The 24,318-nt window shown below is 64.5% G+C and carries 22 protein-coding genes and 1 tRNA gene; 14 read left to right on the top strand and 9 right to left on the bottom strand.

Going from position 1 to position 24,318, the window contains the following annotated elements; translation table 11 throughout:
- The first annotated feature begins 24 nt into the window (after positions 1-24).
- The 5 genes from AC1RRJ_RS16820 (at position 25) to AC1RRJ_RS16800 (ending at position 7,727) form a co-directional block, all read left to right on the top strand.
- Positions 25-1,638: a DsbA family protein gene (locus AC1RRJ_RS16820; RefSeq protein ID WP_493124712.1), complete on the top strand. Its 1,614-nt coding sequence runs from the start codon at positions 25-27 to the stop codon at positions 1,636-1,638.
- 61 nt (positions 1,639-1,699) lie between these two features.
- On the top strand, positions 1,700-3,238 hold the full coding sequence (locus AC1RRJ_RS16815; protein WP_493124971.1) for a tetratricopeptide repeat-containing sulfotransferase family protein: 1,539 nt from the start codon (positions 1,700-1,702) through the stop codon (positions 3,236-3,238).
- 229 nt (positions 3,239-3,467) lie between these two features.
- A complete protein-coding gene (locus tag AC1RRJ_RS16810) occupies positions 3,468-5,882 on the top strand; it encodes a TonB-dependent receptor (RefSeq protein WP_493124710.1) in 2,415 nt (804 codons plus the stop codon).
- A gap of 58 nt (positions 5,883-5,940) precedes the next feature.
- Positions 5,941-7,215, top strand: a complete 1,275-nt coding sequence (locus AC1RRJ_RS16805; RefSeq protein ID WP_493124969.1) for an APC family permease — start codon at positions 5,941-5,943, stop codon at positions 7,213-7,215.
- A gap of 119 nt (positions 7,216-7,334) precedes the next feature.
- On the top strand, positions 7,335-7,727 hold the full coding sequence (locus tag AC1RRJ_RS16800; RefSeq protein ID WP_493124708.1) for a DUF805 domain-containing protein: 393 nt from the start codon (positions 7,335-7,337) through the stop codon (positions 7,725-7,727).
- A gap of 6 nt (positions 7,728-7,733) precedes the next feature.
- Here the strand turns inward: AC1RRJ_RS16800 and AC1RRJ_RS16795 are convergent, their stop codons facing one another.
- The 3 genes from AC1RRJ_RS16795 to AC1RRJ_RS16785 form a co-directional block, all read right to left on the bottom strand.
- Positions 7,734-9,338 carry a phytoene desaturase family protein gene (locus AC1RRJ_RS16795; RefSeq protein ID WP_493124706.1) on the bottom strand — a complete coding sequence of 535 codons (1,605 nt, stop codon included), beginning with the start codon at positions 9,336-9,338 and terminating at the stop codon, positions 7,734-7,736.
- Positions 9,335-10,555, bottom strand: coding sequence for an FAD-dependent oxidoreductase (locus AC1RRJ_RS16790; protein ID WP_493124704.1), 1,221 nt, complete (start codon positions 10,553-10,555; stop codon positions 9,335-9,337). Before AC1RRJ_RS16790 ends, AC1RRJ_RS16795 begins: the two co-directional genes overlap by 4 nt.
- Positions 10,556-10,654: 99 nt before the next feature.
- Positions 10,655-11,836 carry an aromatic ring-hydroxylating oxygenase subunit alpha gene (locus AC1RRJ_RS16785; RefSeq protein ID WP_493124702.1) on the bottom strand — a complete coding sequence of 394 codons (1,182 nt, stop codon included), beginning with the start codon at positions 11,834-11,836 and terminating at the stop codon, positions 10,655-10,657.
- Here AC1RRJ_RS16785 and AC1RRJ_RS16780 point away from each other — a divergent pair, their 5' ends adjacent.
- Complete coding sequence (locus AC1RRJ_RS16780) at positions 11,837-12,469, top strand: TetR/AcrR family transcriptional regulator (RefSeq protein ID WP_493124700.1); 633 nt, start codon at positions 11,837-11,839, stop codon at positions 12,467-12,469.
- 61 nt (positions 12,470-12,530) lie between these two features.
- On the opposite strand, the gene AC1RRJ_RS16775 is transcribed toward AC1RRJ_RS16780, so the two are convergent.
- The 3 genes from AC1RRJ_RS16775 to dapB form a co-directional block, all read right to left on the bottom strand.
- A complete protein-coding gene (locus AC1RRJ_RS16775; RefSeq protein WP_493124698.1) occupies positions 12,531-13,904 on the bottom strand; it encodes a M20/M25/M40 family metallo-hydrolase in 1,374 nt (457 codons plus the stop codon).
- Between the two features lie 71 nt (positions 13,905-13,975).
- Positions 13,976-14,632 (bottom strand): endonuclease III, encoded by a 657-nt coding sequence (gene nth / locus AC1RRJ_RS16770; protein ID WP_493124696.1) that lies wholly within the window; start codon positions 14,630-14,632, stop codon positions 13,976-13,978.
- A 5-nt stretch (positions 14,633-14,637) separates the two neighbouring features.
- Positions 14,638-15,366, bottom strand: a complete 729-nt coding sequence (dapB, locus tag AC1RRJ_RS16765; protein ID WP_493124694.1) for a 4-hydroxy-tetrahydrodipicolinate reductase — start codon at positions 15,364-15,366, stop codon at positions 14,638-14,640.
- Between the two features lie 120 nt (positions 15,367-15,486).
- Here dapB and AC1RRJ_RS16760 point away from each other — a divergent pair, with 120 nt between their 5' ends.
- Positions 15,487-16,191 (top strand): NAD-dependent deacylase, encoded by a 705-nt coding sequence (locus AC1RRJ_RS16760; RefSeq protein ID WP_493124692.1) that lies wholly within the window; start codon positions 15,487-15,489, stop codon positions 16,189-16,191.
- Between the two features lie 43 nt (positions 16,192-16,234).
- Here AC1RRJ_RS16760 and tadA read toward each other — a convergent pair whose 3' ends face one another.
- On the bottom strand, positions 16,235-16,690 hold the full coding sequence (gene tadA / locus AC1RRJ_RS16755) for a tRNA adenosine(34) deaminase TadA (protein ID WP_493124690.1): 456 nt from the start codon (positions 16,688-16,690) through the stop codon (positions 16,235-16,237).
- Between the two features lie 141 nt (positions 16,691-16,831).
- On the opposite strand from tadA, the gene rpmB reads away from it, so the two are divergent.
- A complete protein-coding gene (rpmB, locus tag AC1RRJ_RS16750; protein ID WP_493124688.1) occupies positions 16,832-17,125 on the top strand; it encodes a 50S ribosomal protein L28 in 294 nt (97 codons plus the stop codon).
- Between the two features lie 22 nt (positions 17,126-17,147).
- On the opposite strand, the gene AC1RRJ_RS16745 is transcribed toward rpmB, so the two are convergent.
- The gene (locus AC1RRJ_RS16745) at positions 17,148-18,155 is read right to left on the bottom strand and encodes an esterase-like activity of phytase family protein (protein ID WP_493124686.1); all 1,008 of its coding nucleotides are present in this window, start codon (positions 18,153-18,155) and stop codon (positions 17,148-17,150) included.
- A 201-nt stretch (positions 18,156-18,356) separates the two neighbouring features.
- Here AC1RRJ_RS16745 and AC1RRJ_RS16740 point away from each other — a divergent pair, with 201 nt between their 5' ends.
- From AC1RRJ_RS16740 to AC1RRJ_RS16725, 4 genes are all read left to right on the top strand, one after another.
- Positions 18,357-18,764 (top strand): glycine zipper 2TM domain-containing protein, encoded by a 408-nt coding sequence (locus AC1RRJ_RS16740; RefSeq protein ID WP_493124684.1) that lies wholly within the window; start codon positions 18,357-18,359, stop codon positions 18,762-18,764.
- A gap of 201 nt (positions 18,765-18,965) precedes the next feature.
- Positions 18,966-20,057 carry a Ppx/GppA phosphatase family protein gene (locus AC1RRJ_RS16735; RefSeq protein ID WP_493124682.1) on the top strand — a complete coding sequence of 364 codons (1,092 nt, stop codon included), beginning with the start codon at positions 18,966-18,968 and terminating at the stop codon, positions 20,055-20,057.
- Positions 20,054-20,791 (top strand): RlmE family RNA methyltransferase, encoded by a 738-nt coding sequence (locus AC1RRJ_RS16730; RefSeq protein ID WP_493124680.1) that lies wholly within the window; start codon positions 20,054-20,056, stop codon positions 20,789-20,791. The genes AC1RRJ_RS16735 and AC1RRJ_RS16730 overlap by 4 nt, the downstream gene beginning before the upstream one ends.
- Before the next feature lie 40 nt (positions 20,792-20,831).
- Positions 20,832-22,289, top strand: coding sequence for a S41 family peptidase (locus tag AC1RRJ_RS16725; protein ID WP_493124678.1), 1,458 nt, complete (start codon positions 20,832-20,834; stop codon positions 22,287-22,289).
- Between the two features lie 89 nt (positions 22,290-22,378).
- Here the strand turns inward: AC1RRJ_RS16725 and AC1RRJ_RS16720 are convergent.
- Positions 22,379-22,453 (bottom strand) — tRNA-Gly (locus AC1RRJ_RS16720).
- Positions 22,454-22,667: 214 nt separating this feature from the next.
- Here AC1RRJ_RS16720 and AC1RRJ_RS16715 point away from each other — a divergent pair.
- On the top strand, positions 22,668-23,579 hold the full coding sequence (locus AC1RRJ_RS16715) for a tetratricopeptide repeat protein (protein WP_493124676.1): 912 nt from the start codon (positions 22,668-22,670) through the stop codon (positions 23,577-23,579).
- Complete coding sequence (locus tag AC1RRJ_RS16710) at positions 23,579-24,229, top strand: LON peptidase substrate-binding domain-containing protein (RefSeq protein ID WP_493124674.1); 651 nt, start codon at positions 23,579-23,581, stop codon at positions 24,227-24,229. The genes AC1RRJ_RS16715 and AC1RRJ_RS16710 overlap by 1 nt, the downstream gene beginning before the upstream one ends.
- Positions 24,230-24,318 lie beyond the last annotated feature (89 nt).

Raw genomic sequence — 24,318 nt, 5'->3', positions numbered from 1 at the left:
ATCCGAGATGCGCAAGGGCGACAAGTGACCAACAAGAACGACGATTATTACCAGCCGTGGCTGCGCGACGACCAGGCGGAAACACCGCTGCCGCGTGACGCCCAGCGTCCCATGGCGAGCGAAGGCCTGGCCAAGCCGAAAGATGCCCCGCCGGTCGGCATCGATCTGGCGCGCTACCCCGCGCGTGACGAAGCGCCGCGCCCGCCGCTGGTGAAGCCCGAAGCATTAAAGGCTGGCGCCGCGAATCTGTGGCAAACCATCCGCACCGCAAGCGAAGCTTTTGCCGATTGGACGATCCGCGTCGGCGAGCGTGCAGACATCCCCGCGCGCGTGGAAGCGATGGAAATTCCACGCCGGTCGCGCGACCTCGCGCAACGCAGCGGCATTCTCGCCGCGCGCACCGCGCGCACGATCGGCAGCGGCTCGGCCCGCGCCGGGCGCGCCGCTGCCGCCGCCAGCGGCGAGGCGTGGGAGAAAATGGCGTTGGGCGACAAGGTCGCCAAAATTTCGAGCGAAGCCGGCCGCGGGCTGGGCGAAGTCGCCGGCAAGACCAAGGCCGGGATCGGTCAGGCCGCGCGGGCGGGCAGCGAAAGTCTGCGCGACAGCATCGGCGACGCCGCGACAAAATTGCTGCCGACCCCGCACGAGGATTTGCCCCCGCCGCCGTCGGGGCTCGCGCAATTGCTGGCGCGCGAGGAAGCGGCGGAGCAAGCAGTCGAACGCTCCACCGCGCCCGACCTGCCGCTGTTTGCGGGCGAGCTCCCCATGATGGCCACACCGACGCCGCACGCGGCGGTCGAAAGCGACGACCGGTCGCCGCATGTGCCCCCGGCAGCCACAAAAAAACCGGCAAGCGCCAAGGCGATGGCCGCCCCGCGCCTGCCGCAGATCAAAGGAATGGAAATGGACGGCGGAGCATCGCGCAAATGGCTGGTCGGAATCGCCGGCCTCGCGCTGCTCGGTATGGTCTTCTGGCTCGGCGGGCGTTTCGGCGGCGGGATGAGCAAGAGCGAGGTCGAAACGATCGTCGCCGACTATATCCACGCCAATCCCCAGGTCATTCCCGAAGCGCTGGAAGCCCAGCGCGGCAAGGAAATGGCGAAGGCGATCGACGCGATCCGACCCGCGCTGGAAAAGCCCTATGCCGGTGCATGGGCGGGCAATGCCGACGGCGATGTGACTCTGGTCGTCTTCACCGACTATGCCTGCGGTTTCTGCCGCGCGAGCGTTCCCGATGTCGACCGGCTGATCCGTGAGGACAAGCGCGTCAAGGTCGTGTTCCGCGAACTGCCGATTATCGCGCCGCAAAGCCGCGATGCCGCGCTGATGGCCCTCGCCGCCGCACGCCAGGGCAAATATGACGCCTTCCACCACGCGATGTTTGCAGCGGGATCGCTTGACAAGGCCGGCATCGCCGCGGCCGCCGAGCGCGCAGGGGTCGTCACCGACGGCAGCGCCGACGCGACCGCGAACGAGGCGCTGTTCCAGCGCGAGCTCGACAGCAACCTCGCCATCGCGACCCAGTTGCAGCTGAACGCCACCCCGACCTGGATCATCGGCGACCAGTTAATGCAGGGCCAGATCGGCTACGCCGGGCTGCGCGAGGCGGTGGCCAAGGCGCGGGCGGCAAAGGGCTGATCGCGGCGTGTCCGACCAGGTCCGCAAATCCATCGCGCAGGGATTGGCAAATCCGCACATGATGGCAGCGGCCCTGGCGCTTCACGACGGCCGACTGCACGAGGCCGAGCCGCTGCTGAAAGCGCAATTGAAACGCGATCCCTTCGACGTCGCCGCGATCCGTATGCTCGCCGAACTGGCGGCAAGGATCGAGCGCTATCGCGACAGCGAGAATCTGTTGCGGCGCGCGCTCGAGATCGCACCGGACTTTCTCGCGGCGCGATCCAATCTGGCGACCATCCTTCACCGCCAGGGACGGTCGGCCGAAGCCGTGATCGAACTGGAGCAGCTGCAACAGCTCGATCCCGGCAATATGTCGAACGCCAATCTGAAAGCCGCCGCGCTGGGCCGGGTCGGCGAGTTTGACGAGGCGCTGGAACTTTATGAGCAGGTTCTGGCGAGCCTGGGCAAACAGCCCAGGATCTGGATGTCTTATGGCCATATGCTCAAGACCGTGGGGCGGCAGGCCGACGCCGTCGCCGCCTATCGCCACGCGCTCACGCTCGCACCGGCGCTGGGCGAAGTGTGGTGGAGCCTCGCCAACCTCAAGACCGTCGCCTTCGACGACACCGATATCGCGGCGATGCTGTCGGCGCTGGACCGGGACGACATCAGCCCGGAGGACCGTTTCCACCTCCATTTCGCGCTCGGCAAGGCGCATGACGACAGGCGGCAGGCCGAAACCGCGTTTCGCCACTATGCGAAGGGAAATGCGCAGCGCAAAGCGCTGCTCCCCTATGACGCCAAGCAGACGCACGCCGCAGTGGATCATGCCAAATCGCTCTACACCCGCGAATTTTTCGAGGCGCGGCGCGATTTTGGCGCCGACGCCCCCGACCCGATCTTCATCATCGGCATGCCGCGCGCCGGGTCGACGTTGATCGAACAGATATTGGCGAGCCATTCGATGGTCGAGGGCACGATGGAACTGCCCGACATTCCCAAGCTGGCCGCAAAGGCGCGGAACCAGGGCGGGATTGCGCAACTGAGCGCTGCCGGCGCGCGGGCGTTGGGCGAGCTTTTTTTGCGCGATACCAACATCCAGCGCAAAAGCGCCAAGCCCTTCTATATCGACAAACTGCCCAACAACTGGCTGCACATCGGCTTCATCCAGCTGATCCTGCCGCATGCCAAGATCATCGATGCACGGCGCCATCCAATGGATTGCTGTTTCTCCAACTTCAAACAGCATTTCGCGCGCGGCCAAGCGTTCAGCTACAGTCTGACCGACATGGGGCAATATTATGCCGATTATGCCGATCTGCTGGGCCATTTCGATACGGTGCTGCCGGGGCGCATCCACCGGGTGATTCACGAACGGCTGATCGCCGATCTGGAAACTGAGGTGCGCGCGCTGCTCGAATATCTCGGACTGCCCTTTGAAGAGGCGTGTCTGCATTTCTATGCCAATGACCGCGCGGTGCGCACCGCGAGTTCGGAACAGGTGCGGCGGCCGATCAACAGCGACGGGGTCGGGCAATGGCGCGCGATGGAGGCACAGTTGCAGCCGCTGAAAGACGCGCTGGGGCCAGTATTGGCGCAATATCCGGCCATTCCCTGAACCCATTGTGGCAATTTTGTCATAGTGCCCTTGAAACCGCCGGTTCGGCGGCATAATCCCCTCGGCTCGATTGACGACGCCATGGAACTGTAGAAAACTCCCTCATCGGCGCCGCCATGACCAGCGGCGCGCGACCATCAGGGGGGAGACTTTTATGTCGGTCCGTTTTTCTTGCCGCGCACTGCTTTTGGCGTCGCTGTCGGGCAGTGTTCTGGCCCCTCTCCCACTGATGGCACAGGAGCCCCCCGGAAGGAGTTATGACGAGGAGATCGTCGTCACCGCGCAAAAGCGCGAAGAGAATCTGCAAAATGTGCCGATCAGCATCCAGGCACTGGGCACCCGCAAGCTCGACCAGCTCAACGTCACCAATTTCGAGGATTTCTCGAAACTGCTCCCCAGCGTCTCGTTTCAGTCGAGCCAGCCGGGGGTCACCACCGTCTATATGCGCGGCGTCGCCAGCGGCGGCGACGGCAATCATTCGGGTTCGCTGCCCAGCGTCGGCGTCTATCTCGACGAGCAGCCGGTCACGACCATCGGCGGCACGCTCGACATCCATGTCTATGACATCGCGCGCATCGAATCGCTCGCCGGGCCGCAGGGCACACTATACGGCGCGTCGTCGCAAGCCGGCACGATCCGCATCATCACCAACAAGCCGAGCACGGCCGGTTTCGAAGGCCGCGTCGATGGCGAGATCAACAGCGTCAAAAGCGGTGATATCGGCGGCCGGCTGGAAGGCATGGTCAATCTCCCGATCAGCGAGATGGCCGCGCTGCGCGTGGTCGGCTGGTATCAGCACAACGCCGGTTACATCGACAATGTGGCGGGAACGCGCAGCTTCCTGCCGACGCCGGGCGGAATCTCCGTCGACAATGACGCATTCGTCAAAAAGAATTTCAACGACAGCGAGGTCTATGGCGGCCGCGCCGCGCTGAAGGTCGATCTCGACGATAATTGGACGGTAACCCCGACCGTGCTGTACCAGAAGCAGACCAGCCACGGTACCTTCGCGCAGGATCCGCGTGTTGGCGATTTGCAGGTCCAGCGTTTCTATCCCGACAACCGCAGCGACCGCTTCATCCAGGCGGCGCTGACGATCGAGGGCAAGCTGGGCAATTTCGACGTCACCTATGCCGGCGCCTATCTCGATCGCAAAGCCTATCAGATCAACGACTACACCGATTATGCCGAAGCTTATGACGCCCTCTATGCCGACTATGGCGGGTTGGCAGAATATTACTCTTTCAAGGACAATACCGGCAATACAATTGATCCGCGCCAGTTCATCATCGGCACCGACCATTTCCGCAAGATGAGCCAGGAGTTCCGCATCGCGTCGCCGCAGGACGAACGCTTCCGCGTCGTCGCAGGGCTGTTTTATCAGCGCCAAAGCAATGCGATCCATCAGGATTACAGGGTCCCCGGGCTGGCCGACGTGCTGTCGGTGAACGGCAGGCCCGGGACGCTGTGGCTGACAGAGCAAAAGCGCGTCGACAAGGATTATGCGGCGTTCGGTGAGGCGAGTTTCGACATATTGCCGAATCTGACGCTGACCGGCGGCGGGCGCTATTTCAAATATGACAACAGCCTGATCGGATTCTTCGGATTTGGCCGCAATCCGGGCAATGGATTTTCCGATTCGCCCCCCAATGGCGCCAACAGCAACCGCACCGGCGTCGCCCAATGTTTCACGACGGCAGGGGAACGGCTGTACGACGCAGACAGCGAGACCTACAGCAGCTCGTTGACGCTGCTTCCCGCTGCCGTTCCCGGCGGACCCTGCACCAATCTGGCCGATTATGTGGACGGCAAGCTGGTTCCAAAGCGGATCAAGGATGACGGTTTCACGCACAAGTTGAACCTGACGTGGAAACCGACCGAGGATCTGATGACCTATGCGACCTGGTCGCGCGGCTTCCGTCCGGGCGGCATCAACCGGCGGTCGACCGTCGCCCCCTATGTTGCCGACTTCCTGACCAATTACGAACTGGGGATCAAATCGACCTTTGCCGACGGAATGGTGCGGTTGAACGCGGCGATATACCAGCAGGACTGGAAGAAATTCCAATTCTCCTTCCTCGGCGAAAATAGTTTTACCGAAATCCACAACGGCCCCAACGCCCGCATTCGCGGTATCGAGGCCGATATCAATGTCCGCCCGACCGAAGGACTGACGATCACCGCTGCGGCATCCTATACCGATGCCAAGACGCGCAACAATTTGTGCGCATTCGACGATCCGACGTTCACCTGTACCGGGCCGGGCAATTCGATCGCCGCGCAGGCGGGCACGCGCCTTCCAATTACCCCGAAATTCAACGCCAATGCAACGCTGCGCTATGCCTTCCCGGTCGGGTCGGGCGAGATGCACTTCCAATCGGTTATCGCGCATCGCAGTTCGGCCAGCGCTGACATCAGGGTGGAACAGGCGACGGACCTTGGCCGGATCAGCGGATCAACGACGGTCGATTTTGCGGTGGGCTATGATTTCGGCAAATACAGCCTCGAAATGTTCCTCGAAAATGCCTTCGACGAACGCGCCGAACTGGCACGCTTTTCCAACTGTGGCCAGTGCAACAGCCGGGTGCAGATATTGGTGAACCGGCCGCAAACGATCGGGCTGCGCGCCGGAACCAAGTTCTAGCCCGTTGACCGCAACCACCATCACAACCGAAAGGCCGGGCCAAAAGCTCGGCCTTTTGATGTGCGTCGCACTGGGCATGGGCAATATGATCGGATCGGGGGTGTTCCTGCTCCCGCGCGACCTTGCTCCGCTCGGCTGGAATGCGGTGATCGGCTGGGGGGTGTCGATCACCGGGACGCTGTGTCTCGCCGCGGTTCTTTCACGGCTGGCCAGAAAATTGCCGGGCGGCAGCGCGACCTTCACCTATGCCGCTGCGGCGTTCGGCCCCGGCACCGGATTTATCGTTGCGTGGAGTTACTGGATCAGTTGCTGGACCGTCGTCGCGACGCTCGCGGTGGCGGCGATTTCCAACCTGTCGATCCTCGCCCCGGCGCTCGGCGCAGGCGGCGCGGGGCCGGCGCTGATCGCGATCGGGTGTATCTGGTTCTTCACCTTCGTCAATCTGCTCGGTGTGCGGCGTGCGGGCGGCGCGCAATTGCTGACACTCGGGCTCAAGCTGATCCCCGTCGTCGGCGCGGTGCTCGTCGCGCTCTGGCTGTGGGGGACGGGCGATGCGCCGACGGCATCGATGGCGGGGACGCAGCCGGTCAGCCTGTCGGGGGTAGGCAGCGCCGCGACGCTCACCCTGTTCGCGCTGCTCGGTTTTGAAAGCAGCTGCGTCGTCGGCGACCGCGTGCGCGACCCCGAAACGACGATCCCGCGCGCGACGATGATCGCGGCGGCGGCGACCGGGCTTCTCTATCTTTTATCATGCACGACGGTGACCTTGCTGCTGCCACTCGATACGCTCGAACATTCGAACGCTTCCTACGCTACCTATTTCGCAATGCTGGTCAGCCCGTCGGCGGGGCAAGGCGTCGCGCTGTTCGCCGCGATCGCCGCGCTGGGCGCGCTCAACGGTTTTGTCCTGTTGCAGGGCGAAATCCCGCGCGACCTCGCGCACCGCCGCCTGCTGCCCCCCATTTTCGCGCGCGACAACCGCTTCGCCGCGCCGTGGGTGACGCAGATCGTGTCGAGTGGCCTCGCGAGCGTCATCGTCTATGCCAATTATTCGCGCGGGCTGGCTGAACTGTTCAGCTTCATGGTGCTGGTCACCACCACGACCGCGATCATTTTCTATATCGCGGGCGCGCTCGCGGCGCTGAAACTCGAATATGATGGCGCGCTCAAGACCTCGTCGGCCTTCATTGCACTGACGATCCTCGCCTTCGCTTACAGCTGCTGGGCCTTTTATGGTGCCGGGTGGGAGGCGAGCCTGTGGAGCATTGCAATGACCGCCGCAGGCCTGCCCATCTATCTGGTGATGCGGCGGAGGTTGGCAGCCCCATCCTGACCGGCCCGATCGCAGTCGGCTGAATTTTCTGGCATTTCCGTAGCGAAACGATTGCCTATTGCTATTCGGAACATCGGGTTTCAGACTTGCCGGCGTTCGATCAAAGAAGGGGCAAAGTCATGGAATGGATGTTGATGCCGTTGAAGCGCTACGCCGATTTCACCGGGCGGTCGCGGCGCAAGGAATATTGGATGTTCGCGCTGTTTCAGCTGATCGTCGTTCTGGTTCCGATGGGCATTATTTTCGCGATCAGCGACCTGACCGCAGGACCACCGGTCCTGCTTTGGGTATTCCTGATCGCCTATATTCTGATCTTCTTTATCCCCAGCATTGCGGTATCGGTGCGGCGCTTTCACGATCAGGACAAGAGCGGCTGGTTCTATCTGCTGAGCTTTATTCCCTATATCGGCGGCATCATCGTGTTCGTCTTCATGTGCCTCGAAGGCACGAAGGGAGCGAACCGTTTTGGCGACGATCCGAAGGGGGGCGGCGCGCAGGACGTCTTCGGCTGATCGGTCTTAGCGCCACCGGGGAGCGAAAAACCCCCGGTCGCGCAGAATGATCTGCGCGGCATTATGCCCCGGCGCGCCAGTCACGCCGCCGCCGGGGTGCGTGCCCGCGCCGCACATATAGAGGCCCTTGAGCGGCCCGCGATAGGCGCCGTTGCCGAGCACGGGGCGCGCCGACCAGAGCTGGTCGAGGCTCATATTGCCGTGCATGATATCGCCGCCGACGAGCCCGAATTTGCGTTCGAGCCCTTTGGGGCTGAGAATCTGGCGGCCGAGGATCGATGCGCGGAAGCCGGGGGCATGTTGCTCGACGGTGTCGATGATGCAGTCGGCGGCGGCGCCCTCCTCGGCATCCCAATCGCGGCCATCGGGAAGCTCGGGCGCGAATTGCTGGCAGAAGAGGCTGGCAACATGCTGGCCCGGGGGAGCGAGGCTGTCGTCGACGGTCGAGGGGATGAGCATTTCGACGATCGGTTTCTTCGACCAGCCATATTGCTTCGCGTCGAGGAAGGCGCGGTCCATATAGTCGAGCGTCGGGGCGAGGATGATTCCCGACTGGTGATGCTCGCCGGGTTCGGGGAGGCAGGTGAATTTGGGCAGTTCGCTGAGCGCGACATTCATGCGGAAGGTGCCGCTGCCTGCCTTGAAGGCTTTGATCCGGCGCTGGAATTCGGGCGCAATGTCGCCTTCATCAAACATGCGTTCGTAGAGCAATTTCGGCCCGACATTGGCGATGACGCGGTCGGCGGCGATTTCCTCACCGCTCGCCAGTTTGACGCCGACCGCCTTGCCGCCGTCGACGAGCACGCGCGACACCGGCGTTTCGAGGCTGATTTCGACGCCGAGCTGGGTGCAGACCTTCGCCATCATCTGCGTGATCGCGCCCATGCCGCCGACGCTGTGGCCCCACGCGCCTTTCTTGCCATTCACTTCGCCGAAGACGTGGTGGAGGAGAACGTAAGCGCTGCCCGGGGTGTCGGGGCTGGCATAATTGCCGACCACCGCGTCGAAGCCGAACGCCGCCTTGACCGCCTCGCTTTCGAACCAGCTGTCGAGGAAGGTGCGCGCCGATTTGGTGAAGAGCTCGAGCACGTCGCGCTGCTGCGACAGGCTGAGCCTGGTGAGCCCCCGCCCCTGTCGCGCCGCGTCGAGCAACGTCTTGAAGCCGTCGCCGACGTTCGGCGGCGATTTAAGCGCGAGGTCGCGCAGCACATCGGCGACGCCCTCCAGCATGTCATAATATTCGGGGAGGCGCGCGGCGTCGTGAGCCGAGAAGCGGGCAAATTCCTTTTGGGTGCGTTCGAGCCCGCCGCCGAGTTTCAGATAGCTTCCATCCTCCTGCGGCAAGAAATTGCTGATCGGGCGCTCGATGACGCGGTAGCCATGATCGACGAGCTTCATGTCGGCGATCACCTTGGGCTGGAGCAGGCTGACGGTGTAGCTGGCGACCGAATTGCGGAAGCCGGGATGAAATTCCTCGGTCACCGCGGCGCCGCCGACGATATCGCGCGCCTCGACGATCCGCACCTTGAGGCCCGCTCGCGCGAGATAGAAAGCACAGACGAGGCCGTTGTGGCCGGCGCCGATAATCAGGGCGTCATAGGCTTTGGTCATGGATATTCCTTGGCGAGTGGGGATTCGACGTGCTGGCGACCGAAGCCGAGGCCGAGGATACGGCCGGGGATGCGGCGGAGCAGCGGGAAACGGTCGAGCAGGCGGACGGCGAGCGGGACACGGGTAATCTGCCCAAGCAGCATCGGTTCGATGACATTCCGGTGTGCGAAACGCTGGAGCCCCTGCATCCGCGTCGTCGGCTTCCAGCGGCGTTCCTGTACCCTGGCGAGCAGCGGATCGGGATCGGCGCCGGCGGCGAGCGGTGCGGCGAGGATATTGGCGGCGGCGACGGCATCCTGCACCGCAAGGTTGATGCCGACCCCGCCGACGGGCGACATTGCGTGCGCGGCATCGCCGATCGCGAGCAATCCGGGGCGCGACCAGCGCGTCAGCCGGTCGAGCGCCACCGAGAGAAGTTTCACATCGTCGAAGCTGGCAATCGCTTCAATTCCGGCGGCAAGGCCCGGGGCGATTTCGACGACCCTGTCGCGGAAAGCCCCGACCCCGCGCGCTTCGATCGGAGCGAAGCCGCCCTTTTCGATAATCTGCGCGCATTGCCAATAGTCACCGCGCGGGATCGCGACGACCATGCCGCCCTTGTCGATGGTGCCGAGCGCCACCTCCGATGCGGATTTGCCTGCGGGGACCGGGATCCGGAACCACAGCACGTCCATCGGCGCGCCAAGATCCTCGAGCGGCAATTCGGCGGCGTCGCGCAAGATCGAGCGGCGCCCGTCGGCGGCGATGACGAGCCGCGCGGGCAGCGCCTCACCGCTCGCCAGTGTCACCCCGCTGACGCGGTTCGCCGCGTCACAGGTCAACCCGGTCGCTTCGGTCGACATCCGCAGGTCAAATGTCGGATATTTCCTGCCCTGCCCCGCGATGAAATCGAGCAGATCCCATTGCGGCATCATCGCGACGAAGGGCGCGGCGACGGGCAGATGCTTCATCGTCGCGATCGTATAGGGCGCGCCGAGCAGGTTGAGCGTCATCGTGTCGATCGCCGCGTGCGGTTCGTCGAGCAGTTCCTCGAGCAATCCGATTTCGTGGAAGAGTTCGAGGGTCGAGGGATGCACCGTGTCGCCGCGGAAATCGCGGAGGAAGTCGGCGTGCTTTTCGAGGATGGTGACGGGAACCCCGGCGCGCGCGAAGAGCAGTCCGGCGACCATGCCCGCAGGGCCGCCGCCGACGATAAGGACCGGTAGAGTGTCAGCCACAACCGTCTCCGTTCGTGTCGAGCGAAGGCGAGACACCGGGAAGGCATACCCCCCCGATGGGCATCTCGACTTCGCTCGATGCGAACGGGTTTTGGAATATCATTTGCGGCTCCACCCCGGCGTCGGGGCATGTTCCAGCCGCGCCTCGGGGATGATGTCGCGCATCCGCGAGCAGAAATGGTTGAGGCAGACTTCCTTGTCGCTGAGCGGCCCCATGGTGAAGCTTTGCGACGCCATCCCCTGCTGGACGCGGTTGATGAGCGCGGTGTCCTCGGCATTGACCTGACGGTTGATGCGCCAGTTGAGGTAGCGCGCGGCCTTCATCTCGCGGCGCCATTCTCCGCTATAGGCATCGGGGAGGACATAGCTGATCTCGCGGATCAGGCAGCTGGTCGGGCTGACCGGAAGCCATTGCATGAAGTCGACCTGATCGGGGTAGATGTCGAAGGCGACATTGGGCCAGAGCTTGAAATAGAGCCAGTGTCGCTGGTTTTCCTCGGGCAGATGCGGGACCGGCGGCAGCAAGCGCTGATACATGCGTTCGGACCAGTTGACCGACGGCCGGTCGATCAGATCGCCCCACATGCGATCGACATTGTCCTCTGCCTCGACGCCATAGCTTTTGCCGAACAGGCGCGTCAGCCCAGGGTGGGCGATGGGGATGTGGAGGCCGTCGGAATAATTGTCGCCGACATTCTTCCAGTTCACCTCGCGCGGGCGGAGAGTGACGCGGCCGAGCGCGCCGAGTTCTTCGAAACGATAAGGTTCGATCTGTGCTTCATAGGGCGCCATCATGGCGGCGACCGAGGGGCCGCCATCATCGGCGAGGCGGACGAACCAGAAACCGCGCCAGCTTTCGATATCAACGGGCACCAGCCCCGCCTTGCCCTTGTCGAGCGTCGGATAGCTTGCCGAATCGGGGACGCCCGTCAGCCGGCCGTCGAGGTCGTAGGTCCAGGCGTGATAGGGGCAGACGAGCTTTTTCGCGCAGCCCGCCGCGCCGTCGACCAGCCTCGAGCCGCGATGGCGGCAGACATTGGTGAAGGCGCGGACGACGCGATCGGCGCCGCGCACGACGATGACGCTCTCGCCGATATAGTCGATGCTGTGCCAGTCGCCCGTGTTCGGAATGTCGCTATCGTGGCATACGACCTGCCAGCTCGGGAGAAAGATGCGTTCGATTTCAACGGCATGAAATTCGGGATCGCTGTAGGTCCATGCAGGCAGCGACCAGCCGCTTTGCGGGTCGCTGTCGGGTGCGAGAATCGGTGCCGTTGCCATATGCCCATCCTTGTTGTACATATGTATAACAATATGCAGCCCGCCCGCCAAGCCTTTACGCGCGAAAGCGCTGACGCCCGCCGTACCGCGCTGTTGGGCGCGGCGGCGGCGTGCCTCGCCGAAGAGGGGCTGGCAGGCACCAATGTCCGCGCGATCTGCGCGCGCGCCGGGGTCTCGCCGGGGCTGCTGCGCCATTATTTCGCGGGAATCGACGATCTGATCGCCGCGACGTACGAAGCGACGAGCGACCGGATGGATGCGATTTTCGCCGAGGCGGTTGCGGGCGCGGGGTCCGATCCGCGCGCGCGGCTCTCCGCTTATCTCGGAGCGAGCTTTCGTCCGCCGGTGACCGATCCTGAGTTGCTTGGCGCGTGGACGGCCTTCTGGGCGCTGGCGCGCAGCGATGCGCGGATGGCTGCGATCCATGCCGACAGCTATGCCGGTTATCGCGCGCGACTCGGCGACTTGCTGATCGCTTGCGGGGTCTCGCCCGTCGATGCGACGCGGCTGGCGATCATGCTGACCGCGATGGTCGACGGACTGTGGCTCGAACTGTCGCTCGACGCCGCGAGCTTTGGCGCCGAGGCGGCGGTGGCGATGATCAAGCAGGCGGTGGGGGCGCTACTCCCCTAATCCGTCGCCCCCCGCGAAGGCGGGGACCACCGGCAGCCCGGAGCCTTCGCGGGGACGGTGCTTACTTCGACAAATCCCGCAGCAGACTATCCCAATGCGCCAGCGCACCCGGAATCGCATCAACCGGCGCGCGTTCGTTGAGGCCGTGGGCAAAGCTGTCGCTCGCCTTGCTGAACAGCCCCGCGACGCCATAGCTGGGTACACCGGCGATGCGGAAATGATAGCTGTCGGTGGCGCCCGCGCTCATCGACGGGATGATCGGCAGGCCAGGGAAGCGCGCATGTACCGCCCTGGACACCGCCGCCATGACGTCAGGCCGCAGCGGCGAAGCATCGCTCGCGCTTGCATCGGGATCGGTCTTCACCTTGACTGCGGGGTCGGCGATCACCTTTTCGAGTTCGGCGCGCACCGTTTCGACCGGGACGCCGGGGAAGATGCGACAGTTGATGTTTGCGGTGGCGCGCTGGGGCAGCGCATTTTCGGCATGACCGCCCTTGACCAGGGTGGGCACACAGGTGGTGCCGATCTGCCCGACATATTCGGGATCAGCGCGGATCGCGGCGATCGCCTTGGCATCGGCAGGGTTGGCGGCAAAGGCCTTGAGCGCCGCGCCGATGTCGCCGCCGACCTGATCGGCGACGATCGGCATGCCGACCTTCGTCAGCTCATTCTGCTGCGGCGTGAAGCGATAGGCGCCGACCCTGGCGAGCGCGTTCGCCAGCTGAACGATCGCGTTGGTGCCCGACGGGCGCGAGCTGTGACCGCCGGGGTTGGTCACCTCGAGCGTGAAGTCAGCATAGCTCTTCTCACCCGCCTGCAGCCCGTAATATTTGGGTTTGCCGTCCTCTCCGATCGTCCCGCCGCCACCGTCGCCGTTGAGCGCAAATTCGGCGCCCTTATATTTGGCGGCGAGCGCGCGCGTCGTCAGCATCGACGTTTCCTCGTCGCCCGAGAGCAGCAGGATGATCGAGCGCCTGGGTTTGAATCCGTCCTTTTTGAGCTGCGCCATCGTGGCGACCATCATCGACACGTCGAACTTGTTGTCCTCCGACCCGCGGCCGAAAATATAGCCATTTTCCTCGACCGGAACGAAAGGGTCGCGTGTCCAGTCCTTCGGATCGGCCTCGACCACATCCATATGGCCGAGCAGCACGATCGGCTTGCCCTTGCCCGTTCCGGCGAGCGTCGCGGCGAAGGTCGCGGTTTCGCCGATGGGGGTGATCTCGATATCGCTGTCGGAATAGCCCGCGGCCTTAAGCACACCGGCATAATAAGCCGCGAGTTCAGGCACCTTTCCACGGCCCTCGACCGTCGGGATCGCGATACTGTCCTTGAGGATCTTTTTTGCCGCATCGGTATCGGCGGGCTTGGCGTGGGCGGGCGCAGCGGCAAGCAGAGCGGCGGCGAGGGCGAGCGGGGCGGTAAGGTTGCGCATGGTTACGGACTATGCCGCATCGCGCCGGAGCGGCAAGCATCAATCGCCGCCCTGGCGGAGGCGGCGGGCTATTACGCTGCCTTCTTCGCCTTCGGCGTTGGGGTTTTGGGTTTGTAGGCGCACAAATCCTCGACCGGGCAGCGCCAGCATTCGGGGGTGCGCGCCTTGCAAATATAGCGGCCGTGGAGGATCAGCCAGTGGTGGGCGCCGACGCGGAACGGCCCCGGGGTGTTCTTCTCCATCGCCTTTTCGACCGCGAGAACGGTCTTGCCCGGCGCGAGGCCGGTGCGGTTGCCGACGCGGAAGATATGGGTGTCGACCGCGAAGGTCTCCGCCCCGAAAGCGCAGTTCATCACGACATTGGCGGTCTTGCGCCCGACCCCCGGAAGCTCGACGAGCGCGTCGCGGTCGGCGGGCACTTCGCCGCCATGCTCGCGGACGAGGATTTCGGAGAGAGCGATGACATTCTTCGCCTTCGCGTTGAACAGCCCGATCGTCTTGATATGCTCTTTCAGCCCCGCTTCGCCGAGGTCGACCATCTGCTGCGGCGTCGTCACCTCCTGAAACAGCCGCCGCGTCGCCTTGTTCACCCCGACGTCGGTCGCCTGCGCCGAGAGCACGACCGCGACGAGCAGCTGGTAATGATTGCCGAACTCCAGCTCGGTCTCGGGATCGGGATTCAGCTCCGCCAGCCGGCGGTAGAATTCGAAGATATCGGCTTTCTTCATCGCGGTTACGACAGCCCCAGCACCTGCGGCATCGTGTAGCGTCCGGGCTTTTGATGGACCAGCCACAGTGCCGCGCGCACCGCGCCGCGCGCAAAGATCATGCGGTTTTCGGCGCGATGCGAGAGGGTGATCATTTCCTCGGGCCCGGCGAAGATGACGTCATGGTCGCCCGCGACGGTGCCACCGCGTAAGGATGCGAAGCCGATCTTGCCATGGCCGCGGGCGCCGGTGAGGCCGTCGCGGCCGCGCTCGGAGGATTTGGCGAGATCGATCGCGCGCCCTTCGGCCGCCGCCTCGCCCAACAGCAGCGCGGTGCCGCTCGGCGCGTCGACCTTGTTCCGGTGGTGCATTTCGAGGACTTCGATGTCCCAGTCGGCGTCGAGCCGCGATGCGGCCTCGCGGACGAGATGCGCGAGCAGGGTAACGCCCAGCGAGGTGTTGCCCGTCTGGAGCACCGCAATGTCACGCGCGGCATCATCGATCAGATAATGGTGGCGTTCCTCCAGCCCCGTCGTGCCGATGACGATCGGCGTCTTCGCAGCGATGCAGGCGTCGAGCGTCGCTTCCAATGCGGCGGGTGAGGAAAAATCGACGAGCGCGTCGGCGTCGGCCGCGAGCCTGGCGACATTGCCGCCCTTGTCGACGCCGCAGCTGCGCTGTCCGGCTTCGGCGATGGCCGCGGCGAGTGCGACGCCCATCCGTCCTTCGCTGCCGATGATACCGATGCTCGTCATGACCCCAAATCCTCATTCGCCCTGACCCCGGACTTGATACGGAGGAAGGGCTGTTCTTGCTAAACCGACGCTTTGAAGGAAGAACGGTCCTTCGACAAGCTCAGGACAAACGGAGAAGGAATGTCCCGTCCCATCAAAAATATCGTCATCCTGACCGGCGCCGGGGTTTCGGCCGAAAGCGGCATCGACACGTTTCGCGACGCCGGGGGATTGTGGGAACAGCATCGCGTCGAGGATGTCGCGACGCCCGAGGCCTTTGCGCGCGATCCCGACCTGGTGCTGCGTTTCTATGACATGCGGCGCGAGGCAATCCAGACCAAGGCACCCAATGCGGCGCATGACGCACTGGCACGGCTCGACGCCGAATGGCCGGGCGAATTGCTGATCGTCACCCAGAACATAGACGATCTGCACGAGCGCGCGGGGGCGAAGCGGCTGATCCATATGCACGGCGAGCATCTGAACGCCTGGTGCACCGCGTGCGACACGCGCAGCCTGTGGACCGGGTCGCTGATCGACCGCCCCGCCTGCCCCGCGTGCGGCATGGTGGGGTATCTGCGCCCCGACATCGTGTGGTTCGGCGAGATGCCGTATCAGATGGACGAGATTTATCGTGCGCTGAACCGCGCCGACCTGTTCGTGTCGGTCGGCACGTCGGGCGCGGTCTATCCCGCCGCTGGCTTCGTCCGCGAGGCGCGCGCGAGCGGCGCGCGGACGCTTGAGCTGAATATGGAGCCGAGCCAGGGGAGCCACTGGTTCGACGAGGCGCGACAAGGGCCGGCGACCAGGCTGGTGCCGGCGTGGGTGGACGAGGTGTTGGGTTAAGCCCAACCCGTCGCCCCCGAAGGCGGAGGCGACGGTATATTTTTTAGCGCCGGGTCGCGAAGAAATCCTTGAGCAGCGCCGCCGCTTCGCCCGCGCCGATGTTGTCGTAGATTTCGGGGCGGTGGTGGATCGTCGGCTGGGCGAAGGTGCGCGGGCCGTGGACGACCGCGCCGCCCTTTGGATCGTCGGCGCCATAATAGAGCCGCGCGATTCGGGCGTGGGCGATGGCGCCGGCGCACATCGCGCAGGGTTCGAGCGTCACATAAAGATCGCAGCCGTCGAGCCGCTCGTTGCCGAGCGCAGCCGCCGCCGCGCGAATCGCGACGATTTCGGCGTGCGCAGTCGGGTCGTGCGATTCGCGCGGACGATTATGTCCTTCGCCGATAATCCGCCCGTCCTTGACGACGACCGCGCCAACGGGCACTTCGCCCCGCTCCGCCGCGGTTTTGGCGAGGTTTAGCGCGCGGCGCATCGGGTCGGGCAGTGGAAATTGCGACATGGCTTTTCCCGCTAGTCCCTTGACGAATCTGCGGCAAGCCGATAAGCGCGCGCCTTTCCCGGCTCATCCGGTCCCGCCCTTTCCCGTTTCACGGGGAGCGCCCGGACGCCGACCCGAATTTTTTTGACGAGGACGAAGACCATGTCGCGCATCTGCGAACTGACCGGCAAGGGCCGCCAGGTTGGCCACAATGTGAGCCACGCCAACAACAAGACCAAGCGCACCTTCCTGCCGAACCTGCAGAATGTGACGCTGCTGTCCGACGCACTCGGCAAGGGCATCAAGATGCGCGTATCGACCCACGGCCTGCGTACGGTCGAGCACAATGGCGGCCTCGACAACTGGCTGCTGAAGGCCGGCGACGACAAGCTGTCGGCATCGGCGCGCAAAGTGAAGAAGGAAGTGGCGAAGAAGCTGGCCGAAAAGGCCGCTTAAACCCCTTCAAATGCGAATCGCATCAAGGCGGGCCGGAAACGGCGCCGCCTTTTTGCTGTCTGCGGCGCGGCGGCAGATCGACCAGTTCGAATTGCAACAGCAGGCTACGCTGCCAGACGTTGAAATTATCGTCGGAGACGAGCCACAGGAAGGTGCGCGCGCCATCGACCGAGATTGCTGCACCTTCATAATTGTCGGCGAACACGCGCGGCACACGGCCGATCGCCTGCGAATGCACTGCCCCGTCCCGGCCTATGTCGGCAGGATCGAGAATCGCGATGATCGTCGTAAAGACGGGATCGAAGCCGAGCCGGCGGTGAACGAGCAGCACCCGGCCGTCGGGCAGCGGCGCAGCGTCGCTGACCAGCCCCTTGCCCGCCGAATCGTAGAAGAAGCGCTGTGGCGGTTGGCCCGGGACCGCGGGATCGTCGGCATAGACCAGCGCCTCGCGCCCGCGCGGGTCGTCGTCAGCATCTTCGGAGAAAATGATCGTCCGCCCGTCGGCGAGCCGCACCATCGCTTCGGGTCCGCGATTCGCGGGCCAGCGCGGGGCAGGCAGACGGCGGCGCGTCTCGACACGGCGAAGCTCGGCGTCGAGACGCCAGACCTGGTTGAGACCTTCGAGCGCGATCCAGCTTTTACCGCTGACCGGGTCGACGAACATCGCCTCCATATCGACCATCGTCTTCCGGCGGGGCTGACCATTCGGGACCGGGATCGCGATGATGCGGACATCGCGAACACCGCCGGCGGGGCTCAACGCCAAGCGCACGCCATAACCATTGTCGCCAACGAGCTGGAAGCCATCGGGCCCGATCCGGGCCAGGGCAGAGAAGCCGCCGAACTTGCTGTGCGGACTATCGAGTTGCCAGCCACGCACGAAGCGCATCATGCCCCGGTGGGAAACGGCAAGCCGCAGCGGCCGCGCCGACATGCTCTGGATCAGATCGTCGGCGGGAACACGCTGATGCGTGCCGGGCACCGGGCCCAGCGCGAGGAAAATCAGGGCGGCAAGGAGGGTGCGGCGCATCGGCGCGGGGATAGGCGCGGAGCATGCGACCGCGCAAGCGCCAACGGACTTGTGGCAGCAGGCCCGCGCAAGCGCGGACCGGGCGAAGCTGAACCCCAGCCAACAAGCATGTTCAGACTATGCTCAAACCGAATCGGGCAAAACCGTTTTATCGATCCACCGCCCCGCCCAAGGGCAGTCCGACGAAGCAGGAGACAGACAATGAAAAAAATGACGACCCTCTCCATCGCCGCCCTGATGTCCGCAGCGACGTTGGGCCTGGCGACTCCCGCCGCGGCGCAGAACGGCTATTATGACCGCGACGGCTATTCGAGCTACAACAGCGGCTATGATCGCGACGACCGGCGCTATGACCGTCGTTCGGATCGCCGCTATGACCGCAACGACCGTCGTTACGACCGCCGCAACGACCAGCGCCGCTATAACAACCGCCATTATCGCCAATGCGACAATGGCACCGGCGGGACCGTGATCGGCGCGATCGCAGGCGGCCTTGCCGGCCATGAAATTGCCGGCCGCGGCGACCGCACGGTCGGTACGATCATCGGCGGCGCCGTCGGCGCCATCGCCGGCCGCGCGATCGACAAGGGGAATGACGGCTGCCGTTAAGGACCAGTCCCGACCCCCAATAATTTCCCACTCCCCTTTACCCCCGTCCGGCATTCGCCGGGCGGGGTTTTCTTTGCCGTCCGGTACCCCGATCGCGGCCCGGCGATGCGCCTTGCTATCATGGACAGCGAAGCCTAAGTTCCAAGCCAAGTGCACGCTCGCGGTCTTGTGGGCGCGTGAATTGAACAGGTTATAATAGCCATGCGCCAAATGGCAGCGCCATCAGGGCGGACGCCGCGGCCCGGGCCGGCGGTAAAAGGACGAAACAGGGCGGGCGATGACCCCCGCCCGATGTTCGCAGCGCGGCCGCGCAGCTATGCCGCGATCGACCTCGGCACCAACAATTGCCGCTTGCTGATTGCGCGTCCCCAGGACGGCGAACTGGTCGTCATCGACGCTTTTTCGCGTATCGTTCGGCTGGGCGAAGGATTGCACGGCAGCGGCAAGATCAGCCAGGCCGCGATGGACCGTACCGTCGCCGCGCTGTCGATCTGCGCCGACAAGCTGCGTCGTCGCCACGTCACCCTGTCGCGCGCGGTCGCGACCGAGGCGTGTCGCCGCGCCAGCAACGGCGGCGAACTCGCCGCACGGGTCCGGCGGGAAACCGGGATCGTGCTCGACATAATTTCCGCCGCCGAAGAAGCGCGGCTGGCTGTATTGGGATGCCATAATCTGATGGAACCGGGTGACGGACCCGCGCTGATTTTCGATATCGGCGGCGGATCGACCGAATTGATGCATGTCGACGTGTCGAACCATGACGTGACGATCCACGACTGGATCAGTGTGCCATGGGGGGTCGTGTCGCTGACCGAACACTCCCCGCTGCCCGAAGACAGCCTGGCCGCGCGCCAGGCGAGCTATGCCCATATGCGCGAAGTGACGCGCACCGCCTTTGCCGAATTTGCCGCGCGCGCGACACGCTTCGCCGGCCAGCCGCTGCGCCTGCTCGGTACCAGCGGTACGGTGACGACGCTCGCCAGCGTCTTCCTCGATCTGCCGCGTTACGACCGGCGCGCGGTCGACGGGCTGGTCGTCCCCACCGACGCAATGCGCGACATCAGCCGCCGCCTCGCCGACGCCAGCCTTGCCGATCGCGCCGAAATCGCCTGTATCGGGCGCGAGCGCGCGGATCTGGTGGTTGCGGGCTGCGCGATCCTTGAAAGCATTATCGACCTGTGGCCTGCGCCGCGCGTCGGGGTCGCCGATCGCGGTATCCGCGAGGGCATATTGCGGTCGCTGGCGATGCAGGGCCGCGACGTCCCCGTCACCCGCCGGGAGCATCGAAAATGAGCGGCAACAAAAGTGGCAGCGGCGGCAGCAAGGGCGGGAGTTCCGGAAAAGGGGGGCGGGGCGGACTGCATGTGCGCGTCAAAACCGCAAAAAAGCGGAGTGTTTCATCGACGCGCTGGCTCCAACGCCAGTTGAACGACCCCTATGTCCGTCAGGCGCAGGCCGAAGGATATCGCTCGCGCGCCGCGTATAAGCTGATCGAACTCGACGAGAAATTCGCCTTTCTGAAAAAGGCCCGCGCCGTCGTCGATCTGGGGATCACGCCGGGCGGCTGGTCGCAGGTGACGCGCAAGGTCAATCCGCGTGCGCGCGTCGTGGGCATCGACCTGCTCGCCTGCGAGCCGATCGAGGGCGTCGAGATCCTCGAGATGGATTTCATGGACGATGCGGCCCCGGACGCGCTGATCGAGGCGCTGGGCAGCGCCCCCGATCTTGTCATTTCGGACATGGCAGCGAACACCGTTGGCCACCCGCAAACCGACCATCTGCGCACGATCGGGCTGGCGGAGACCGCTGCCGATTTCGCGATCCAGACGCTGGTACCCGGCGGCGCCTTTGTCGCCAAAGTGTTTGCCGGCGGCGCCGATCGCGAATTATTAACCATGCTTAAACATAACTTTACTACGGTAAAGCACGCCAAGCCGCCCGCAAGCCGCAAGGGATCGCCCGAGCTGTATGTCATCGCACAAGGCTTCAAGGGGCGCCGCGGGGCCACGGCGGTGGAGACAGAATAATCGTCGCCCGGGGGGCTCCGGTCGAAGGGGGAGGACAGGAATGAGGGATATCAAGCGGAGATCGATCGCCTCGATGACGCTGGCGGCGCTGATGCTGGCATCGTGTGGCAGCGAAGGCCAGAATATCAGCACCGGCCCGATCACCGTCACCCCGACACCGACCCCAACGCCGACATCAGGCTGCAGCCTGACCGAGCGCAAAGCCTTTGCCAAGGCGGTGATCGACGAATGGTATCTCTTCCCCAATGACGTCGCGAGCGGGGTCAATCCCGCCAGCCACGCGACCGTCGGATCCTATATAGACGCGCTGGTCGCCCCGGCGCGCGCGCTCGGCAAAGACCGTCATTTCACCTATCTGACCTCGATCGCGGAGGAGAATGCCTTCTTCGCCAGCGGGTCGAGCGCAGGCTTTGGCTTCCTCATGGCCTATGATGCCGCCGCGCAGCAGATCATCATCACCGAAGCCTATGAAGGCGCGCCAGCGCTGGCGGCAGGCATCGACCGCGGGACGCGGATTTTGGCGATCGGCACCAACAGCGGCAATATACGCACCATCGCGTCGATCTTCGCGGCCGAAGGCATTGACGGGGTCAGCAATGCACTGGGCCCGAGCGACCCTGGCGTCACCCGCATATTGCGGATCAGCGATGCCGCCGGAACGCGCGACGTCACCGTCGCCAAGGCCAATTACGCGCTCGATCCGATTTCCGACCGCTATGGCGCAAAGATCATCAGCGAGGGCGGGCGCAACTACGGCTATCTGAACCTGCGCAGCTTCATCTCCTCGGCGGACCCGCAGCTCCGCGCCGCTTTCGCCAATTTCCGGGCACAGGGCGTGACCGATGTCGTCATCGATTTTCGCTATAATGGCGGCGGACTGGTTGCGACTGCCGAACTGATGGGCGACCTGCTGGGGCGGAACCGCACCGCGTCCGAGATTTTTTCGCAGACCAATTTTCGGCCGTCGAAATCGGTCGAGAACGAGCGGCGCTTTTTCGCCACGGTCCCCGAATCGATCGCACCAACGCGTGTCGCTTTCATCGGCACCGCCTCGACCGCCTCGGCGAGCGAACTCGTCATCAATTCGATGCTGCCCTATCTCGGCACCAATATGACGCTGGTCGGCAGCAACACCTATGGCAAGCCGGTCGGTCAGATCGGGCTCGACAAGGCGGCATGCGACGACCGCATACGCGTCGTCGCCTTCGCGACCGCCAACGTCAGCGGCCAGGCCGACTATTATGCCGGGCTGGCGCCCCAAATTACGAACAGCTGCGCCGCGAGCGACGATTTGACGATGCCGCTTGGCGACCCGCGCGAAGCGTCGGTGCGCGCCGCGATCGATTTTCTTGCAGGCCGCAGCTGCACCACGCGAATCGGCGCTGCCACCATCGGTGCCACGGCCAGCCGCGGCGCCGTGGGTACGCCGGCCAAGCCGGCCATGCTGGTGCCCGAACAGCCCAGCGCGGCGCAACGCGAATTGCCGGGATTGTTCTGAGCATAGCAAAGCGCCGCCAGCAGCGCGCCGGGTGCCCCGAGCCGAAGCCGGCCGCCGCATGTCGCGACGGCCAAAATATTTGGAAATACTGGAGCGGGCGAAGGGATTCGAACCCTCGACCCCAACCTTGGCAAGGTTGTGCTCTACCCCTGAGCTACGCCCGCTCTGGCGGCTGAAACCGGGCGGTTCCAGCGGGTGAGGCGGGCCATTAGCATCGGCTTTTGGAGTCGGCAACCCCCCCTCATGCTTTTGATGCAATTAAAGTCGAAGGGTTGGCATATTGAACGCAAATCCCACATAGACGGGATGAAAGTTTTTTCGGGCTGACGCCGAAACGGCACCGGCCGGGCGCAGCCAAATAACAAGGAGCATCATCGCGTGGCCACTTTGGGTCTGAACCCCGCCGAGAAGGAAGCCGTCGAAGCTTTCCGCCGCGACGTCGTCGATCCGTCGATGACCAGCCTCGTCATCCTCGATTTCTGGGCCGAATGGTGCGGGCCGTGCAAACAGCTGGGTCCGGTGCTCGAAAAGGTCGCCGAAGATTATGCCGACAAGGGCGTTAAACTGGTCAAGGTCGACGTCGACGCGAATCGCTTCATCGCCGGCCAGTTCCAGGTCCAGTCGATCCCGACCGTCTATGCGATCTTCCAAGGGCAGCCAGTCGCCAATTTGACCAATGCCCGCACCGAAAGTCAGCTCAAGACGATCCTCGACCAGCTGCTCGCACAATTGCCGATCGAGAGCGAAGCGACCGCGCGCGCGGTCGAGATCGCGCCGCTCATCGAAATGGGCGAAAATATACTGGCCGAGGGCGACGGGCCGCGCGCTGCGAGCGTCTTTGCCCAGATCCTCGACATCGCGCCCGACAATGCGCCCGCGCATGGCGGACTGATTCGCGCAATGCTGCTCGCGGGCGATATCGAAAGCGCGCAGGCCGCACTCGATGCGGTACCGGCCGAGATCGCCCAGGATCCCGCGATCGCGCAGGCGAAGAGCGCGCTCGCGCTCGCCGCCGATGCCCCCGACGCGGGCGAGCTTGCCGGTTTCGAAGCCGCGGTCGCCGCCAATCCCGACGACCATCAAGCGCGGTTTGATCTCGCGAGCGCACAGATTGGCGCGGGCCAGCGCGATGCCGCCGCCGACAACCTGCTCCACATCGTCGCTGCCGACCGCGAATGGCAAGAGGATGCCGCGCGCGCCAAATTGCTGTCGCTGTTCGAGGCCGTCGGGCTGGAAGACCCATGGGTCGCGGCGCAGCGCCGCCGCCTGTCGCTGATCCTGTTCGGCTGATGTCCGAAGCCGCGCCTTTGACCATCCAGCGGATCGCGATCTTTCCGCTGCCCGGCGCGGTGCTGTTTCCCGGGCTGCACCTCCCCCTGCATATTTTCGAGCCGCGCTACTCGGCGATGGTGCAGGAGGTGCTGGCGCGCGACCGGCAGATCGGGATGATCCAGCCGCGTCAGCTTCCCGGCGAAGAGAAACGCGAACCGCCCGCGCTCTATGACATTGGCTGTGTCGGGCGTATCATCGATGTCGAGGCGCTTGACGAAGGGCGCTTCAACCTCGTGCTCGAAGGTGTTGCGCGTTTCCGCGTCCGCCGCGAACTCGACGTCACGACACCCTTCCGCCAAGTCGAGGCCGAAATCGAGATTGAAGCGGAAGAAGCCGCAGTGTTGTCGAGCATCGAGCGCGCGAGCCTTGAGCGCGAGGCGAAACGCTTTGCGGCGCGTCAGGGTTACGTTGTCGATTGGGAATCGGTCGGCCAGCTCGATGATGCGACCTTGGTGAACGGTATCGCGCAGGTTGCGCCCTTTGACGCCGCGGCGAAGCAGGCGCTGCTCGAGGCGACGCCGATCGACGCGCGCGCCGAACTGGTCGTCCAGCTGATGCAGTTTTTCGGGCGCTTCGATGGCGACGACGGGCGCGTCACGCTGCAATAGACTTCGGGGCGGGTAGGTAGACCCCGCCCGATCCATCGCCACTCTCCTCGGCGTAGCGCGAGACTGCTAGCGGCCCCCGCCTGGGCGGG

It is taken from the genome of Sphingopyxis sp. GW821-FHT12C06 (assembly GCF_058807415.1).
The sequence above is the reverse complement of the archived record's forward strand: the minus strand, read 5'-3'. Positions and strand labels throughout refer to the sequence as shown.

What these genes read in the sequence shown, in the direction of transcription:
- AC1RRJ_RS16815 (WP_493124971.1), top strand. Translation starts at nt 1,700, where the DNA reads ATGGCAGCGGCCCTGGCGCTTCACGACGGCCGACTGCACGAGGCCGAG.
- AC1RRJ_RS16810 (WP_493124710.1), top strand. Translation starts at nt 3,468, where the DNA reads ATGGCACAGGAGCCCCCCGGAAGGAGTTATGACGAGGAGATCGTCGTC.
- AC1RRJ_RS16805 (WP_493124969.1), top strand. Translation starts at nt 5,941, where the DNA reads ATGTGCGTCGCACTGGGCATGGGCAATATGATCGGATCGGGGGTGTTC.
- AC1RRJ_RS16800 (WP_493124708.1), top strand. Translation starts at nt 7,335, where the DNA reads ATGGAATGGATGTTGATGCCGTTGAAGCGCTACGCCGATTTCACCGGG.
- AC1RRJ_RS16795 (WP_493124706.1), bottom strand. Translation starts at nt 9,338, where the DNA reads ATGACCAAAGCCTATGACGCCCTGATTATCGGCGCCGGCCACAACGGC.
- AC1RRJ_RS16785 (WP_493124702.1), bottom strand. Translation starts at nt 11,836, where the DNA reads ATGGCAACGGCACCGATTCTCGCACCCGACAGCGACCCGCAAAGCGGC.
- AC1RRJ_RS16780 (WP_493124700.1), top strand. Translation starts at nt 11,837, where the DNA reads ATGCCCATCCTTGTTGTACATATGTATAACAATATGCAGCCCGCCCGC.
- AC1RRJ_RS16775 (WP_493124698.1), bottom strand. Translation starts at nt 13,904, where the DNA reads ATGCGCAACCTTACCGCCCCGCTCGCCCTCGCCGCCGCTCTGCTTGCC.
- nth (WP_493124696.1), bottom strand. Translation starts at nt 14,632, where the DNA reads ATGAAGAAAGCCGATATCTTCGAATTCTACCGCCGGCTGGCGGAGCTG.
- dapB (WP_493124694.1), bottom strand. Translation starts at nt 15,366, where the DNA reads ATGACGAGCATCGGTATCATCGGCAGCGAAGGACGGATGGGCGTCGCA.
- AC1RRJ_RS16760 (WP_493124692.1), top strand. Translation starts at nt 15,487, where the DNA reads ATGTCCCGTCCCATCAAAAATATCGTCATCCTGACCGGCGCCGGGGTT.
- tadA (WP_493124690.1), bottom strand. Translation starts at nt 16,690, where the DNA reads ATGTCGCAATTTCCACTGCCCGACCCGATGCGCCGCGCGCTAAACCTC.
- rpmB (WP_493124688.1), top strand. Translation starts at nt 16,832, where the DNA reads ATGTCGCGCATCTGCGAACTGACCGGCAAGGGCCGCCAGGTTGGCCAC.
- AC1RRJ_RS16745 (WP_493124686.1), bottom strand. Translation starts at nt 18,155, where the DNA reads ATGCGCCGCACCCTCCTTGCCGCCCTGATTTTCCTCGCGCTGGGCCCG.
- AC1RRJ_RS16740 (WP_493124684.1), top strand. Translation starts at nt 18,357, where the DNA reads ATGAAAAAAATGACGACCCTCTCCATCGCCGCCCTGATGTCCGCAGCG.
- AC1RRJ_RS16735 (WP_493124682.1), top strand. Translation starts at nt 18,966, where the DNA reads ATGCGCCAAATGGCAGCGCCATCAGGGCGGACGCCGCGGCCCGGGCCG.
- AC1RRJ_RS16730 (WP_493124680.1), top strand. Translation starts at nt 20,054, where the DNA reads ATGAGCGGCAACAAAAGTGGCAGCGGCGGCAGCAAGGGCGGGAGTTCC.
- AC1RRJ_RS16725 (WP_493124678.1), top strand. Translation starts at nt 20,832, where the DNA reads ATGAGGGATATCAAGCGGAGATCGATCGCCTCGATGACGCTGGCGGCG.
- AC1RRJ_RS16710 (WP_493124674.1), top strand. Translation starts at nt 23,579, where the DNA reads ATGTCCGAAGCCGCGCCTTTGACCATCCAGCGGATCGCGATCTTTCCG.